The organism is Streptomyces sp. RB17, assembly GCF_009604455.1.
In the GTDB taxonomy this organism is placed as follows: Bacteria; Actinomycetota; Actinomycetes; order Streptomycetales; family Streptomycetaceae; genus Streptomyces.
Map to the genome: position 1 here is coordinate 486,375 of NZ_WEGL01000006.1, position 15,937 is coordinate 502,311.

Here is a 15,937-nt window from a genome sequence, read left to right on the forward strand (position 1 = left end):
CGGCGGAGCAATGACGCGGCGCGAACCTTCCTGCAACGCCTCGGGGCCCACCGGGGCGGACCGCAGGAAGAGGGAGCAGCCGTGACGGAGACCGTCCACAAAAAGGCGCCGCCAGCCCCGCCGCCCTCCCCGGGCGGCCCGACGTCCAACAGTGCCGCGCACAACGGCCGTACGTACAACGGGTGGACCCGCAACGACACGCTGGAGGACTACTCGCTGCGCTACGCGCCCAAGTCCTTCCGCCGCTGGACGCCCTACGTCGTGGCCACGACGGCGCTCGGCGGCATCGCCTATCTCGCGGACTTCGCCATCGGCGGCTCGATCGCCGTCTCCCACGGCTTCTCCAGCGCGATGGTGGCGATCCTGACCGCGGCGGTGGTCATCTTCCTCACCGGTATCCCGATCTCGTACTACTCGGCGAAGTACTCCATCGACATGGACCTGCTGACCCGGGGCGCCGGATTCGGGTATCTGGGCTCGACGCTGACCTCGGTGATCTACGCGAGCTTCACCTTCATCTTCTTCGCCCTCGAAGGCTCGATCATGGCGCAGGCCCTCGAACTGGGCCTGCACATACCGCTCCCCGTCGGGTACGTCATCTGCTCGCTGGTCATCCTGCCGCTCGTCGTGTACGGCATGACCGCGCTGTCCAGGATGCAGGTGTGGACCCAGCCGGTCTGGCTGGTGCTGATGGTCGCACCGTTCGTGTCCATCGCGATCCAAGAGCCGGGAAAGTTCGCGGAGTTCACGCACTTCGCGGGCGACTCGCCCACCGGGTCGGGCATCAGCATGCTCGGCGTCGGGGCGGGCGCGGGCGTCGCCCTGTCGCTGATCGCGCAGATCGGGGAGCAGGTCGACTATCTGCGCTTCATGCCCGACAGGACGGCCGGCAACGGCAGGCAGTGGTGGGCCGCGGTGCTCGGCGCCGGACCCGGCTGGGTGGTGCTGGGCGCACTGAAGCAGATCGGTGGCGCCTTCCTCGCCTTCTTCATCGCCGGGAGCGTGGGACTGGCCAAGGCCAACGAGCCGATCCAGCAGTACGTCCACGGCTTCGGGACGTTCGCCGCGCCCGTCGCCCTGGGACTGGCCACCTTCTTCGTCATCCTGTCCCAGGTGAAGATCAACTCGACGAACGCGTACTCCGGTTCGCTGTCCTGGTCGAACTTCTTCTCCCGGCTGACGCACCGTCACCCAGGGCGCGTCGTCTACATCTTCCTCAACGTGGGCATCGCGCTGGCCCTGATGGAGGGCGGCGTCTTCGGCTTCCTCAACACCGTCCTCGGGTTCTACTCCAACGTGGCGATCGCCTGGATCGGCGCGGTCGTCGCCGACCTGGTCATCAACAAGCCGCTGAAGCTGAGCCCGTCGTACATCGAGTTCAAGCGGGCCCACCTCCACCACTTCAACCCGGTCGGCTTCGGCTCCATGCTGATCGCCTCGGCGGTGTCCATCGCCGCGTACTTCGACGCCTTCGGCGCCTACGGCAAGGCGTTCTCGCCCTTCGTCGCGCTGTTCCTGGCCATGGTGCTCTCGCCGTTGTTCGCGGTGCTGACCAGGGGCAGGTACTACATCGCCCGCGCGGACGTCCTGGACGAGCCGCTGCTGGGACCCGACGGGCTGCCGTCGGCGGCCACGCTGACCTGCTCGGTGTGCGCGACCGACTTCGAACGGCCCGACATGGCCGGCTGCCCCTTCCACCAGGGCGCCGTCTGCTCGCTGTGCTGCAGCCTGGAGAAGGACTGCCACGACACGTGCAAGACGGGAGCAGCCACGGCGGGCCCGGTCGAACTGGGCGTCCCCACAGTCCGCGCCGTGGACTGAGCGCGGGCACACGTGTCCGGAGCATGCGGCGGCCGGGGCGGTGTGCCCCGGCCGCCGCACGCCGGTGACCGGTCACTCGTGCTGGAGCGGGACCGATCAGGTACCCGTCCCCGGGCAGCGAATTCACGGATTTCCCCAGTCCCGGGAGCCGGGAGCACCCCCCGCTCATGGGAGGCGAGCGGTACGGGTACTCGGGGTCTTCGGAACCGGCACGGACGCGCGTGGGAGGCCCGATGAGTGAGAGCACCCCTTCGCAGGCCGAGGGCGAGCGGGAGCCCGGCGTGACGGAGGACGAGCAGCCGCCGCGTACGACTCCGTCCCAGGCGGAGGGCGAGGACACGGCGGACGAGAACGCCGAGGAAGGCGACGAGTGAGGGAGGCGCCATGAGCACGGCACACACGAGCGTCCCCGAGGTGCTGGCCGCGCTGAAGGACGTGTCGTACCCGGCCGACAAGGAGCGCCTGGTCACCGCGGCTCGTGCGGCGGGCGCGTCGGACGAGGTCGTCAAGGCCCTGCGCGGCATCCCCGCCGAGCGGTACACGGGCCGCGACGACGTGGCGAGGTCGGTCCGGGGCGATCCGGACTCGGACCTCGACCGCACCGCCGCACAGCGCGCGGAACGGGCGCGGGAGGGCGGGAAGCCCGGCCTCTCCCAGCACCTGCGGGAGGAGCCGAAGACGCCGATCCAGGAGGAGTTCGACCGCTGAACCGCGCTACCGCAGGGCTGTACCGCCGGGCCGTTGTGAGCGCTCGTCCCTCAGCGCCGTACTTCTTGACGGCCCGGTCCGCCGCTCCTAGCGTCAGCCACCACTGGACACGTCTGGACAGGTAGGCAGGTGGCTCGGCGATGACGCGACCGCAGGACCCGCTCGAACCCACCGACGGCAGATCCGGCGGCCACCCGATGCAGGTGGAGACGCACGGACTCGACGTGATCGGGGACGCCGAGCGCAAGGGCACCCCGCGCACGCTGTTCTGGCCCTGGTTCGGCGCCAATGTCTCCGTCCTCGGCCTGAGCTACGGCGCCTTCGCGTTCGGCTTCGGGATCTCCTTCTGGCAGGCCCTCGCCGCCGGGGTGCTCGGCATCGTCGTCTCGTTCCTGTTGTGCGGGTTCATCGCGGTCGCCGGGAAGCGCGGCTCGGCGCCCACGATGGTGCTCAGCCGGGCGGCGTACGGCGTGCGCGGCAACCGGCTGCCGTCGGTGATCTCCTGGATGCTCACCGTCGGCTGGGAGACCGTCCTCACCGCGCTCGCCACGATGGCCACCGCGACCGTCTTCGGCCGCCTCGGCTGGGGCGGCGGCACGGAGACCAAGGTCGCCGCCCTCGTGGTGGTGGCCGCGCTGACCGTCCTCGGCGGTGTCATGGGCTTCGACCTCATCATGCGGCTGCAGACGGCGATCACCGTGATCACCGGCGTCCTCACCGTCGTCTACGTCGCTCTCGTCGCCGGCCACATCCACTGGAGCGCGGTGAGTGCCCTCCCGTCGGGTTCCGCGCAGGAGTTCATCGGCGCGCTGGTGTTCATGATGACCGGCTTCGGCCTGGGCTGGGTGAACGCCGCCGCCGACTACTCCCGCTATCTGCCCCGGAGTTCGTCCGGCCGCTCAGTGATCGGCTGGACCACCTTCGGCGCCTCGGTGGCCCCGCTGCTCCTGCTGGTCTTCGGCCTGCTGCTGGCCGGTTCCTCGCAAGCGCTGAGCAAGGCCGTCGCCGCCGACCCGATCGGCGCGCTCACCACGATCCTGCCCACCTGGTTCCTGGTGCCGTTCGCCGTGGTCGCCGTCCTCGGCCTGGTCGGCGGCGCCGTCCTCGACATCTACTCCTCGGGCCTCGCCCTGCTCTCCGCAGGCCTGCCGGTGCCCCGCTGTCTGGCCGCCTTCCTCGACGGCGTCCTGATGATCGCCGGCTCGGTCTACATCGTGTTCTTCGCCGGCGACTTCCTCGGCCAGTTCATGGGCTTCCTCACCACGCTCGGCGTCCCCATCGCCGCCTGGTGCGGCATCGTCCTCGCCGACCTCGCCCTGCGCCGCCGCGACTACGACGACGGTGACCTCTACCGCCCGCACGGCCGCTACGGCGACATCCCCCTGCCACCTCTGCTCCTCACCCTGGCCGCCACGGCCGTCGGCTGGGGCCTGGTCACCAACACCGCGGCGAGCTGGCTCACCTGGCAGGGGTACCTCCTCGCACCGTTCGGCCTCGGGGGCAAGACCGGTGCCTGGGCGTACGCCAATCTCGGCGTCCTGGTGGCGCTGGCTCTCGCCTTCCTCGGCACCCTGTTGCTGGGCCGGGGCCGGATCCGTGCCCAGGAGGCGCAGACGCCGAGCCCGGTGACCGACGAGGGGGTGCTCCACCCATGACCGCCGGACACCTCGCCGTCATCGACATGCAGCGCGTCTTCGCCGACCCGGCGAGCCCCTGGGCCACCCCCCGGTACGCCGACGCGGTGGCGGGCGTACGCAGCCTGCTGCCGGCCTTCGCCGACCGCGCCACCTTCACCCGCTTCCTGGCCCCCGCGAATCCGGCCGGGGCCTGGCGCGCCTACTACGCCGCATGGCCCTTCGCCCTGCAGCCCCCGGACGCCGAACTGTGGCACCTGTCCGAGGAGTTCGCCGACCTGGCCCACCACGTCGCCGACACCACCACCTTCGGCAAGTGGACCCCGGAACTCGCCGCCCGCGTCGGCACCGACGACCGTCTGGTCCTGGCCGGTGTCAGCACCGAGTGCTGTGTGCTGTCCACCGCCCTGGCCGCCGCCGACGCCGGCATGGAGGTGCTGGTGGTCGCGGACGCCTGCGCGGGTGTGGACGACGACTCCCACCTCAAGGCCCTGCAGATCATGGAGCTGTACCGGCCGCTGGTCCGGGTCACCACCGTCGACGAGCTCCTCGCCGAGGCCGGTCCGTGACCGGCGTCCCGCTCAAGCACCAGCGGATCAGCCGGATCCTCGCCCGGGAGATCCGGGCGGGCAGCCGCCGAGCCGGCGAGCGACTGCCCGGCGAGCACGCCCTCGCCGAGCGCTTCGGGGTCTGCCGTACGACCATCCGCGCGGCCCTCGCCGAACTGTCCGAGGAGGGCCTGATCACCACCCGTACCGGCAAGGGCTCGTACGTCCTCTTCGACGCCCGCCCGCCGGACGACCGGCTCGGCTGGGCCCGCGCCCGGGCCGTGCGGGACGCGGACACCGCCGTGCGGACCCTCGCCGTACGCGAGACGCACGAGAGCGGCCTCGCCGCCGAACTCGGTCTGGAGAAGGACGAGTTCGTGTGCGTGGAGCGGATCCGTGAGCTGGTCGCGGACGGCACCGTGGTGTCGTACGAACGCAGTTACCTGCCGCCGGTGCCGGTGATCCGCGAGCTGCCCGCCCGCGTACTGGGCCAGGGGGCGCTCACCGAGCTGCTGCAGCGGGCCGGGCTGCGGCCCGACCACGGGGAGCAGCGGATCTCCGGGCGGCCGGTCGGTTCCCGGGAGGCGGAGCTGCTGCGGCGCGCGCCGGGCGACTGGTTCCTCGAGACGCGGCGGACCAGCCGGGCGGCCGACGGCACCTTCGTCGAGCATGCCGTCAGCCTGCTCGACCCGGACCACTTCGAGGTGACCCTCACCTTCGGCTGACGCTCCGGCATCAGGTGCGCCCCGTACCCGGGCAGAGGTCCGGGCCGGGTCCCTGGCCCCGCGGCACACGAGGTACAGCGTCCGCCGGTCGGCCCGCAGGGTGCTCGGGCCATGGTGGTGTCCCGGTGGCGGGCCGGCCACCGTGCCGTACACCGCCCCGGCGCGTCGGCCGGTCCACACCCAGGGCCCGCGTGGGCGACGGCCACGCCGGCCGGCCCGGCCGTCACCGTCCCCGGCCACCACCGCGACCGGGCCACCATCGGATCTCCCGCCGATCCTCACGCATGTCCCGTGGCCCACCGGGTACGCGAGGCGGAGCACGCCCGGGGCGCGGTACCGCCTCCCGGGTGGCCTGTACGACCGTCGCTACCAGGGGACCTGCCATGGAGACACCCGCACACAACGACCTGCCGACGCCGGCCCAGCAGGCGCTGGACACACTGGCCGTGAACGCCGAGGACCAGGCCGCGCTGGACGTCCTCGCCCACAGTGACGTGCTCGTCCCCGTGCCGGACGACGCGGTCGACGGGGAGGGCGCCGACGCCACGACCGTGGCCCTGCCCGTCCTGGAACAGCCCGGAGGCGATCCGGTCGTCCCCGTCTTCACCACGGAGGGCGAGATGGCCGGGCTTCTGCCCTTCGTCTCCCGCTACCGCCTCATCCCCCTCGGTGCCCTGGCCTCCCAGTGGCCCGACGAGGAGCTCTCCCTGGCCATAGACGGCAACTCCACCCACGCCCTGACCCTCACGTCACAGGGGGTACGCACGTTGTTGGCGCGGTGATTCAGCGCCCCGAAAGGGGCGCGGGGAACCGCGCGGGAAACCGAGGACGACCCGCACGCGCACACAACCGATCACCGACCCCCTGAGCCGCAGTCGACCCCCATCGACCCCGGCAAAGGACGTCCGGAACTGCCCCCTGCCAACGGGTGGTCACAAGGCTCCGAGAGGGAAGATCCCCGGCGAGAGAGAACGGCGCGCGAAGGAGCCGATGGTCGTGAGGGTCGTCCTGCTGGGCACCGCCGCCGGTGGCGGCTTCCCGCAGTGGAACTGCGCCTGCTCACTCTGTACGGCGGCGAGGGACGGCAAGCTGCCCTCCCGCACCCAGGAGTGCGCCGCCGTCACCGGCAACGGCCGCGACTGGTGGCTGCTGAACGCCTCGCCCGACCTGCGCACCCAGCTCACCGCCACACCGGCGCTGCGGCCCGGCCCAGGCCCCCGGGACACCCCGCTGCGTGGCGTCCTGCTCACCGACGCCGAGGCCGACCACGTCGCCGGCCTGGCCGAGCTGCGCGGGGCCGCGGGCCTGAAGGTCTACGCCACCTCGCCGGTCCGCGCCGCGCTGGCCCCCGCCCGGGCCGCCCTGGACCGCTACGCCGCCTGGGAGTGGGCGGACAGCCACGCCGACGGCGGGTTCGTGCTGGCCGGCGGGCTGGTGGTCACGGCCCATCCGGTGGGCACGAAGATCCCCATGTACGTGCCGGCGCAAGCGCCGGAGCCGGCCGGACCCTGGGTGACGGCGTACCGTGTCGAGGACCTGGCCAGCGGGGGAGTGCTGGTGTACGCGCCCTGTGTGGGCAGCTGGAGTCCGGAGCTGGACGAGCTGTGCGCCGAGGCCGACTGCGTGCTGCTGGACGGCACCTTCTTCGCGGCCGACGAGATGGGCACGACGGTACGGTCCGGGGCCCGCCAGGCCGCCATGGGGCACCTGCCGGTCACCGGCCCGGACGGCACCCTCGCCGCTCTCGCCCGGCATCCCGGCGCACGCCGGATCTACACCCACCTCAACAACACGAACCCGCTGCTCGACCCCGCCTCACCGGCACGTGCGCATGTCGCCGCGACAGGCGTCGAGGTCCCGTCCGACGGGACCGAACTGGTGCTGTGAGGGCCCTGCCCGGTGCTCTGTGCCATGGTCCTGCCGGGTGCTCCAGGACAGTCCCTAGCGGTCCTGCCCGGTGTTGTGGCGCTCCTGCCCGGTCAGCATGCGCTCCAGCACGGCGCGCTGCAGCGGCTGTACCTCGGCGTGCAGCGCGCGGCCCTTCGGGGTGAGCGCCACCCACACCCCGCGGCGGTCCTCCGCGCACACCGAGCGCGAGACCAGCCCGTCCTTCTCCAGCCGTCCGATCAGCCGGGACAGCGCGCTCTGGCTGAGATGAACCCGGCCGACCAGGTTCTGCACCCGGCACTGGTCGCCCTCCGCGGGCGACTCGGTCGCCAGGATGTCCAGCACCTCGAAGTCGCTGGCGCCCAGCCCGTGCGGGTGCAGGGCCCGGTCGATCTCGCACATCGTCCGTGCGTGCACGGCGAGGATGTCCCGCCACCGTTCCTCGAGCCCGGTGTCGGCCGTCTTGACTGCCATACCCGCACCGTAGCACCGATCCGGCCAATAGTTGAGTGTGCAACTAGTGCGGGTGCAAGGGGAGGAGGGCGGTGCTCAGGCGACCGGGTCCTGGAGGAGGCCGATCATGTTGCCGTCGGTGTCCTTCACGGAGGCGATCAGCCGGCCGTTGCCGACGTCGCGCACGTCCTGGACCACCTCGGCGCCCGCCTCGAGCAGGGCCGTGAGCCGCTCGCGGAGATCGGTGACGTGCCAGAACGGCACGGGCCCGGTCAGGCCCTGGGCGTGCCCGTTCGGGTCGAGGCCGACGTCCTGTCCCTCGGCCTTGAAACCGACGTAGTAGGGCTGGTCCGCGTACGGCTCGACACCCAGCAGAGCGGTGAACAGGGCCTTGGCGGCGTCCTTGTCCTTGACGGGGTAGATGATCGTCTGCACGCCGGCGGTCATGGGAGTCTCCTTCTGAGGGTCGTGGCCGGCGGGGTTCTCCGCCGGTGCACCTCACGCTAGGACCGGGGAGCCCGCTCCGGCTTCTTCGATTCTGACCGGTTGCGGGCTCCCCGGCAGCCCTACTCGTTGTGCAGCACCTCGGCGACGGTGAGGCGGGCGGCGCGCCGGGCGGGGACGAGGGCGCCCGCCACGGCGATCGCCAGACCCGCCAGCGCGAGACCGGCCAGTTTCGGCGCGTGCCAGACGTCCGTCATGTACGACGGCAGAGTGATGTCGACCCCTGCGGCCATCCGCGGGACGACCACCTCGTAGGCGGCGATGCCCAGCGGGACGCCCAGCACCGACCCGATCACACCGAGCACTGCCATCGACGTCACCGTCATCACCGTCACCTGGCGCGGGGTCATGCCGATCGACTTCAGCATGCCGAGGTCGCGGCGCCGGTCGTGGGTGTTGAGCACGGCCGTGTTGAAGACGCCGAGTGAGGCCACCAGGGCGAGCATCAGGGTGAGGGCGGTCGCCGAGCCGTTGATGGTCTGGGTGACGGTGTTCGGGCCTTTCAGCTCCGTACTGAGTCCCTTGTCGAGGGCCCGGGCGGCGCGCGCGTACGCCGCCGGGTCCGCGCCCTTGCGCAGTTTGACGTGATAGACGAAGGCCTTTCCGCCGGGGTCCAGGGCGGTGAACGTCGGCCACGTGCCCGTGACCACCCAGTCGTTCTGCGACATCAACTCGCCGACCACGGTGACCTCCTCCTCGTGGCCCTCCTTGCGGAGCCTCAGATGATCCCCGATGCCCACTCCTTTGCGGCGCAGGAAGGCCGAGCCGACCACGACCTCTCCCCTCCGGTGCATCCACCGCCCTCGTACGACCACGTCGTCCAGGGGCAGGTCCGGCCCACGCCTGCCTTCGATCCAGACCTTCTGCGTGGAACCCACGAGCTGTGCGTCCTCGTCCGCACGGGCCGTCACCCGGGACGCACCCGGCAACGAGCCCAGAAGCGATGGGAGTTCCCGGTCGCCGTGCACCGGCAGCACCTGCTTGCCGTGCACGTAATTGCTCGCATACACCGAGACGTCGAACGCGCCCTTACCAGCGTCGCCGAACAGGGTCATCGTGGCCCCCAGACCCGACGCGAATGTCACGGTCGTCACACCCAGGACCACGGCCGCCAACGTGAGCGCGCTGCGTGCAGGCCGGGCGAAAGGAAGTCCCACCCCGAGGCTCACGGATCGCGGCAACCGCAGCCCCGCGAGCCGCCGTTGAACGCCGAGCGCCCGTCCGGCTCGTGGCGCGGTGCCCGCGCTGATCGCCCGGGCCGCCGACAGCCGCTGCGCCCGCACGGAAGGGCCGAGCGCGGCCAGTACACAGACGAGTGGCATGCCTGCCAGGGCCAGCGCGTTCACCCAGGGCGCGATGCCTACCTGGTCGTGCAGCATCCCGGAATCCGGTCCCGTGAACACGAACCGGAAGAACGGCCCGGCCAGCAGGTTGCCGATGAGCGTGCCGAGCGCACAGCCGAGAACGGCCGGGAGGGAGGTCATCACGAGGTAGACACCCAGCACCTGCCCCGGGGCGAACCCGAGGGCCTTGAGGATGCCGATGTGCCGGAAGCCGGACACCACCGCACCGCCGACCACGTTGGCGACGATCAGTACCGACACCAGAATGCCGAGGATGCCGAATGCCATGAGGTACGGGGCGTAGGCGCGGGCGTTGCTGCCGACTTGGTGCCTGAGCGACAGATAGGTGTGCGATCCGGCGAGGGCGTCCGTGGGCAGCCCCGCGGTCACCCCGGCCAGTCCGGCGCGCAGTGCGCTCTGTGACGAAGCGTTCCGGTACCGGTACAGCATCTGCGTGGCGTTCGGGTGCAGGGCCGCGATCTGGTCCGGGGCGACCCACACGTCGGCGGTGTGGCTCAGGTCGAAGGCGAACCCGACGATGGTCAGCGTGGGTCCGGACGGCACATGGAACTTCTTGCCGAGGTCGTCGGCGGTCCAGTCCGACTGCCGGTTCATGACCATCTCACCGGGCCGCGTCGGCCACCGGCCCGCCCACAGATCCACGCGATCCACCGGACCGCCGGGCCCGGAACGGCCAACGACCGTGATCTCGCCACCAAGGCCCAGAGCCGACGCACCACGCGAAATCTCCACCGTGGCCTGCGGAAACGGCCCGGCGACCGCCTCGACCCCGGGCTTGCGCGCCGCATCCGTCAGCTGCGCGTCCGACACCTTGCCCGGATCGAACTCGGCGACCACATGCGGCCCGTGCTGCTCGCCGAAGACATGGTCGAACGGCGCCGACGCCGCGTCCACCAGTCCCAGCGCGACCACGATCGACCCCGTCGACACCAGGGTGACCAGCCAGATCACCAGCGTCTGCAGCCTCCGCCTGCGCACCGCCGCCCGCGCGGCCTTCCACACCGCCCTCATGCCGACGGCTCCAGGGCGTGCTCGCCGGTGACCCGGCCGTCGGCCAGCTGTACCAGCCGGCTCGCACAGCGCTGCGCGAGCCGCTCGTCGTGCGTGACGATGATCAGGGTCTGGCCGATCTGGTTCAGGTCGATCAACAGGTCCATCACCTGCTCCCCGGCCCGGCTGTCCAGCGCGCCGGTCGGCTCGTCGGCCAGCAGCAGCGCGGGCCGGTTCATCAACGCCCGTGCCACGGCGACCCGTTGCCGCTCACCACCGCTGAGCACCGCCGGATAGGCGTTGCGACGGTCCGCGATGCCCAGTTCCTCGAACAGCTCCAGCGCCCGCCGCCGGGCCTGCCGGGCCGGAGTGCCGGTCAGCTGGGCGGCCAGGGCCACATTGTCGAGCGCGGACAGATCGTCGATGAGGTTGAAGAACTGGAAGATCATGCCGATCCGGCGCCGCCGGTACAGCGCGAGCCCCTTCTCGCTCAGCTTCCCGACGTTCTCCCCGTGTACGACGACACTGCCGGCCGTCGGCCGGTCAAGACCGGCGATCATGTTGAGCAGCGTGGACTTGCCGCACCCCGAAGGGCCCATCACCGCGACCGCCTCCCCGGCCCGGATCTCCAGCGACACCCCGTCGAGCGCGACCGTCTCGCCGTACTCCTTGCGCACACCGTCGAGCCGTACGACGGTGTCTCCCGTTCTCACCTCGGTGACCATGGACAGGACGCTAGACGCGGGACGCCGACCCCGGCATCCCTCTCCGGATGGCACTGTGCCCCCGGACTCATCCTCCGGATGCAGACGGCTGAATCCCCAGGTCGATGCGGATGTCAGTGCCGTCTGCGACCATGAGCGGCATGGGGGAGTACGACGTGCTGACGGCGGCGCTCGCGGTGGCGTGCGCGGCCGTTCTCGGGCTGACGGTGGCGCTGGTGCGCACCCGGCGCCGCTGGCAGGCGGCGGTCGGGCAGCGCGGCTGGCTGCTGGAGCGCGAGCGGGAGAGCGCCACGGAGGCCGCGATCGCGGCCGAACGCGACCGGATCGCCCGCGAGTTGCACGACATCGTCAGTCACAACGTCAGCCTCATGGTCGTCCAGGCCAGCGCCGCCCGCGAGGTGCTGGGCACGATGCCGGACGAGGCGGCGACGGCGCTCAGGGCCGTGGAGGACGCCGGCCGGGGCGCGATGACCGACCTCAGACATCTGCTGGGACTCCTGGCCCCCGCACCGGACGGCACCGACAACGACATCGGCCCGGGACCGGACCCGGGCGCGATGAGCACGCCGCTCGCCCCGCAGCCCGGACTCGACCGGCTCGGCCCGCTCGTGGACCGGATATCGTTCGCCGGGCTGCCGGTCGAGGTCCGCATCTCCGGCGAACCGCGGCCGCTGCCCCAGGGCATCGACGTGACCGCCTACCGGATCATCCAGGAGGCCCTGACCAATGCGCTCCGACACGGCGACGGCGGCAAGGCGGAGGTGACTGTGCGATACGCCGACCACGCCCTGCGCGTCGAGGTCCTCAACACCGGCCCCAGCGTGCTGACCGGCACCGCCCCCGCCACCCCGAGACCGCAGGCCGGAGGCACCGGCCGTGGCCTGATCGGGCTGCGCGAGCGGGTCGCCGTCCACGGCGGCGACCTGGACGCCCGCCGCAGACTCGGCGGCGGCTATCGCGTCCGCGCCCGCATACCCCTGGACCGCCCGTGACGGCGGAGGAACGCCCCATGGCCGCGGACGCGCCCGAGCGGGCGCCCCGGGTGCTGATCGCCGACGACCAGAGGCTGATCCGGACCGGCTTCCGGCTGATCCTCACCGCCCGGGGCATCGAGGTGGTCGGCGAGGCAGCCGACGGCGCCGAGGCGGTGTCCGCGGCACGCGAACTGCGCCCGGACGTGGTCCTCATGGACATCCGCATGCCGGCCATGGACGGCCTGGAGGCCACCCGCCGCATCCTGGAGCAGACCCCTGGTTGCCGGGTGCTCATGCTGACCACGTTCGACCTGGACCGGTATGTGTACGAGGCCCTCTCGATCGGTGCCAGCGGCTTCCTGCTCAAGGACGTCACCCCGGAGCACCTGGCCGCGGCCGTACGGCTCGTCGGCACCGGGGACGCCCTCCTCGCACCGCAGATCACCCGGCGCCTGGTGGAGCGGTACGCGGCCGAGGCCGTGCGGGCGCCCGAGGCCGTACCCGCAGACCTGGCCGCGCTCACCCCCCGCGAGCGGGAGGTGCTGGCCCTGCTGGGCCGCGGCCTGTCCAACACGGAACTGGCCACCGAGCTGACGCTCAGCGAGGCCACGGTCAAGTCGCATGTGGCGCGGATCTTCGCCAAGCTGGGCCTGCGGGACCGGGCCCAAGCGGTGGTCCTCGCCTATGAGACGGGCCTGGTAGCGCCCCGCAGCGGCGCGAGGAACTGCGCGACCGGCCACAAGGGCGCGGCAGACGCCTGACGGCCTTCCCCGGCATCCCGCGGAGCGCACGGCACTCCGCGGAGTGCCTCGCTCAAGCCGACTCCCGCCGTACCAGCTCCGTAGGAAGAATCACCGCCGCCGGATCCTCCCCGCCGATCTGCGCGAGCAGCACCCGCACCATCTCGTTGCTGATCCGGTCCCACGGCTGCCGGATCGTGGTGAGCTGAGGGGTCGCGGCCGTGGCCGCCGGGGAGTCGTCGAAGCCGCCGACAGCGATGTCATCCGGCACCCCCTTCCCCGCCCGGCGCAGCGCCGCCGGCACGCCCTGCGCCATCAGGTCGGAGGCGACGAACACCGCGTCCATGTCCGGGGCCTGCGCCAGCAGCCGCTCGGCGCCCGCCTCGCCGCTCGCCCGGCTGTAGTCGCCGGAGACGATCAGGCTCTCGTCGGCCCCGATGCCCGCCTCGGCCAGCACCTCCTTGTACCCGGCGAGCCGCTCCACACCACCGGGGGTGTCCAGCGGGCCGGTGACCACACCGATCCGGCGCCGGCCCAGCGACAGCAGATGCCGGACCATGTCCCGGGCCCCGTCCCGGTCGTCGGCGGCGACGTAACTCACCTTCGAACCCAGTCCGATCGGTTTGCCGCAGGCGACGAGCGGCACGCCCGCCTCCCGCAGCTCCTCCGCGACCGGATCGCCCGAGTGGCTGGACACCAGCAGCACCCCGCCGACATGGTCCAGATCGGCAATGAGATCAACGCCGCCATCCTGTGGTCCGAGGGCTCGACCGACAACTGGAGCCAGCCGGCGGGTCTGCTCAACTCGGGCTACGACGCGGCCAAGGCGGTCAGCTCCTCCACGGTCGTCGCGCTGCACCTGGCCAAGGGCGGGGACACGTCCGGCATGGAGTGGTGGTTCGACAACGCGGTGGCCAACGGGGTGAAGTTCGACGCGATCGGCCTGTCGTACCACGGCTACTGGCACGGCCCGCTCGCCGACTTCCAGACCACCCTGGACGACGCGGCCTCCCGCTACGGCAAGCCGGTGTTCGTCGCGGAGACGGCCTACCCGTTCACCCTGACCCAGAACGACTCCCTGGACAACCAGATCGACACGACGGGCGAGCTGGTCTCCGGCTACCCGGCGACCGTGGCCGGCCAGACCAAGTGGATGAACGACGTGGCGAGCATCGTGGAGGCCGTACCGAACCACCGTGGCCTCGGCGTCTTCTACTGGGAGGCGACCTGGACCGCCGTCACCGGAAACGGCTGGGACCCCACCGACGCCGGCTCCGGCAACGGCTGGGAGAACCAGGCCCTGTTCGGCTACGACGACAAGGCGCTCTCCTCCATGACGTGGTTCAGCCACCGCTGAACCACCGGTGACGGGCCCGGCCGTAAGGGGCGGCCGGGTCCTCGCCGATTTTCCGGGGTCATATGCCCCGCCTCGGTCGTACGGCCGCTCGGTACCGGACAACGGCCGGCGAGTCCCGGACGCGACGGAGTCGGCCGCGCGACAGTGGGAACACTGCGTACGAGGAGGCCGGGGACGGAGGCGGACGGATGATGGGAACCCCCTCGGGCCGGATGCGGCAGACGATTCTCGAATGGCTCAAGGACCCCGCGGCCCACTTTCCGGCGCCCCGTCGCCGCGAACTCGCCGAGACGGGAGTCACCGCGCGCGCCGTGGCCGCCAAGCTGGGCGTGCCCCGCCGGACCGCCGTCGCCCACCTGGACTTCCTCACCCGGCTCGGCCTGCTGCGCACCCGCCGCAGTTGCCGGGGCACCTGCTACCGGCGCGACGAGATACGCATCGCCGAGGTGACCCGGGTTTTCGAGAAGGGGTGGTGAGGGGACGACACAGGGGGCACAGCCGGCCGCAGGACGGCCGACCGACCGCGAAGGGCACACGTATGGACCGACCCACGGCACTCGTCCCGCTCCACTACGTCTCCCTGGGTGCCCGCGGCCCCGAGGACGTCGTCGTGGACGCCCACGGACGCGTGCTGACCGGAGTGGAGGACGGCCGGATCCTGCGCGTGCACGACCTCGGCGACCCGCGCGCGGCCCGCGCGGAGGTGCTGGCGGACACCGGCGGCCGTCCGCTGGGCCTCGAACCGCTGCCGGACGGCGGCCTGTTGGTGTGCGACGCGGAACGCGGCCTGCTGCGTGTCGACCCCGGCGACGGCACCGTACGGGTCCTCGCGGACTCCGTGGCAGGGGAGCCGCTCCGCTTCTGCAGCAACGTCGTCGCCCTGCCCGACGGCAGCGCGTACTTCACCGTCTCCAGCCGACGCTACCCACTGCAGCAGTGGATCGGCGACATCGTCGAGCACACCGGCACCGGCCGGCTGCTGCGCCTCCCGCCCGCGGGCGGTGAGCCCGAAGTGCTGCTGGACGGGCTGCAGTTCGCCAACGGCCTGGCCCCCGGCGCCGACGGATCCTTCCTGGTGATCGCCGAGACCGGCGCCTGCCGCCTCACCCGCTACCACCTGACCGGTCAGCGCGCCGGCCACGCCGACCTCTTCGCCACGCTGCCCGGCATGCCGGACAACCTCTGGCGCGAGGGCCCCGACGGCCCGCTCTGGGTCGCGCTCGCCAGTCCCCGGGTCCCGCCGCTGGACCTGCTGCACCGCACCTCGCCCGCCGTGCGCGGCGCCGCAGCCCGGGCCGCCGTACACGCGCCGTACCGCCCGAGCGGGACGACCGCGGTCATGGCCCTCGACGACACCGGACGGACCGTGCGGCACCTCACCCGCCGCCGCTCCGGCTTCCGCATGGTCACCAGCGTCTGCGCGACCGGTGACCATCTCGTCCTGGGCAGCCTGTGGGAGCCCGGCGTCGCGGTCTGTGCGCGGACGGCCGCCCGCTGACTCGGCGGT

The 15,937-nt window shown here is 72.0% G+C and carries 16 protein-coding genes and 2 pseudogenes; 13 read left to right on the top strand and 5 right to left on the bottom strand.

Annotated elements, in window-relative coordinates; all coding sequences use genetic code 11:
- Positions 1-81: 81 nt before the first annotated feature.
- The 8 genes from SRB17_RS27410 to pqqB all read left to right on the top strand — a co-directional run bounded on the left by SRB17_RS27410 (position 82) and on the right by pqqB (position 7,323).
- Positions 82-1,821: a hypothetical protein gene (locus tag SRB17_RS27410; protein ID WP_323376308.1), complete on the top strand. Its 1,740-nt coding sequence runs from the start codon at positions 82-84 to the stop codon at positions 1,819-1,821.
- A 233-nt stretch (positions 1,822-2,054) separates the two neighbouring features.
- Complete coding sequence (locus SRB17_RS45535; protein ID WP_194294157.1) at positions 2,055-2,195, top strand: hypothetical protein; 141 nt, start codon at positions 2,055-2,057, stop codon at positions 2,193-2,195.
- Positions 2,196-2,205: 10 nt separating this feature from the next.
- Complete coding sequence (locus SRB17_RS27415; RefSeq protein ID WP_153542783.1) at positions 2,206-2,529, top strand: DUF2795 domain-containing protein; 324 nt, start codon at positions 2,206-2,208, stop codon at positions 2,527-2,529.
- A gap of 140 nt (positions 2,530-2,669) precedes the next feature.
- Positions 2,670-4,184, top strand: coding sequence for a purine-cytosine permease family protein (locus SRB17_RS27420; protein WP_153542784.1), 1,515 nt, complete (start codon positions 2,670-2,672; stop codon positions 4,182-4,184).
- On the top strand, positions 4,181-4,732 hold the full coding sequence (locus tag SRB17_RS27425; RefSeq protein WP_153542785.1) for a cysteine hydrolase family protein: 552 nt from the start codon (positions 4,181-4,183) through the stop codon (positions 4,730-4,732). Before SRB17_RS27420 ends, SRB17_RS27425 begins: the two co-directional genes overlap by 4 nt.
- Positions 4,729-5,436, top strand: coding sequence for a GntR family transcriptional regulator (locus tag SRB17_RS27430; RefSeq protein WP_323376309.1), 708 nt, complete (start codon positions 4,729-4,731; stop codon positions 5,434-5,436). The genes SRB17_RS27425 and SRB17_RS27430 overlap by 4 nt, the downstream gene beginning before the upstream one ends.
- 383 nt (positions 5,437-5,819) lie before the next feature.
- Positions 5,820-6,218, top strand: a complete 399-nt coding sequence (locus SRB17_RS27435; RefSeq protein ID WP_153542786.1) for an SseB family protein — start codon at positions 5,820-5,822, stop codon at positions 6,216-6,218.
- 208 nt (positions 6,219-6,426) lie between these two features.
- A complete protein-coding gene (gene pqqB, locus SRB17_RS27440) occupies positions 6,427-7,323 on the top strand; it encodes a pyrroloquinoline quinone biosynthesis protein PqqB (RefSeq protein WP_153542787.1) in 897 nt (298 codons plus the stop codon).
- Between the two features lie 54 nt (positions 7,324-7,377).
- Here pqqB and SRB17_RS27445 read toward each other — a convergent pair whose 3' ends face one another.
- The 4 genes from SRB17_RS27445 to SRB17_RS27460 all read right to left on the bottom strand — a co-directional run bounded on the left by SRB17_RS27445 (position 7,378) and on the right by SRB17_RS27460 (position 11,359).
- Positions 7,378-7,797, bottom strand: coding sequence for a MarR family winged helix-turn-helix transcriptional regulator (locus SRB17_RS27445; RefSeq protein ID WP_153542788.1), 420 nt, complete (start codon positions 7,795-7,797; stop codon positions 7,378-7,380).
- Between the two features lie 75 nt (positions 7,798-7,872).
- A complete protein-coding gene (locus SRB17_RS27450; RefSeq protein ID WP_153542789.1) occupies positions 7,873-8,223 on the bottom strand; it encodes a VOC family protein in 351 nt (116 codons plus the stop codon).
- A 119-nt stretch (positions 8,224-8,342) separates the two neighbouring features.
- A complete protein-coding gene (locus tag SRB17_RS27455; RefSeq protein WP_153542790.1) occupies positions 8,343-10,655 on the bottom strand; it encodes an ABC transporter permease in 2,313 nt (770 codons plus the stop codon).
- Positions 10,652-11,359, bottom strand: coding sequence for an ABC transporter ATP-binding protein (locus SRB17_RS27460; protein ID WP_153542791.1), 708 nt, complete (start codon positions 11,357-11,359; stop codon positions 10,652-10,654). The genes SRB17_RS27455 and SRB17_RS27460 overlap by 4 nt, the downstream gene beginning before the upstream one ends.
- A 140-nt stretch (positions 11,360-11,499) precedes the next feature.
- Between SRB17_RS27460 and SRB17_RS27465 the strand changes: the two genes are divergently transcribed.
- Positions 11,500-12,351 carry a sensor histidine kinase gene (locus tag SRB17_RS27465; protein ID WP_228396303.1) on the top strand — a complete coding sequence of 284 codons (852 nt, stop codon included), beginning with the start codon at positions 11,500-11,502 and terminating at the stop codon, positions 12,349-12,351.
- A gap of 17 nt (positions 12,352-12,368) precedes the next feature.
- Positions 12,369-13,094 (top strand): response regulator, encoded by a 726-nt coding sequence (locus SRB17_RS27470; protein ID WP_153542792.1) that lies wholly within the window; start codon positions 12,369-12,371, stop codon positions 13,092-13,094.
- Positions 13,095-13,146: 52 nt separating this feature from the next.
- Here SRB17_RS27470 and SRB17_RS27475 read toward each other — a convergent pair.
- Positions 13,147-13,791, bottom strand: a pseudogene (locus tag SRB17_RS27475) (LacI family DNA-binding transcriptional regulator); the annotation flags it as partial.
- On the opposite strand from SRB17_RS27475, the pseudogene SRB17_RS27480 reads away from it, so the two are divergent.
- The 3 genes and pseudogenes from SRB17_RS27480 to SRB17_RS27490 all read left to right on the top strand — a co-directional run.
- Positions 13,783-14,430, top strand: a pseudogene (locus SRB17_RS27480) (glycosyl hydrolase 53 family protein); the annotation flags it as partial. The pseudogenes SRB17_RS27475 and SRB17_RS27480 overlap by 9 nt on opposite strands.
- Positions 14,431-14,618: 188 nt before the next feature.
- Positions 14,619-14,906: a helix-turn-helix domain-containing protein gene (locus SRB17_RS27485; RefSeq protein ID WP_153542793.1), complete on the top strand. Its 288-nt coding sequence runs from the start codon at positions 14,619-14,621 to the stop codon at positions 14,904-14,906.
- Positions 14,907-14,968: 62 nt separating this feature from the next.
- Positions 14,969-15,928 (top strand): SMP-30/gluconolactonase/LRE family protein, encoded by a 960-nt coding sequence (locus tag SRB17_RS27490; protein WP_153542794.1) that lies wholly within the window; start codon positions 14,969-14,971, stop codon positions 15,926-15,928.
- Positions 15,929-15,937 lie beyond the last annotated feature (9 nt).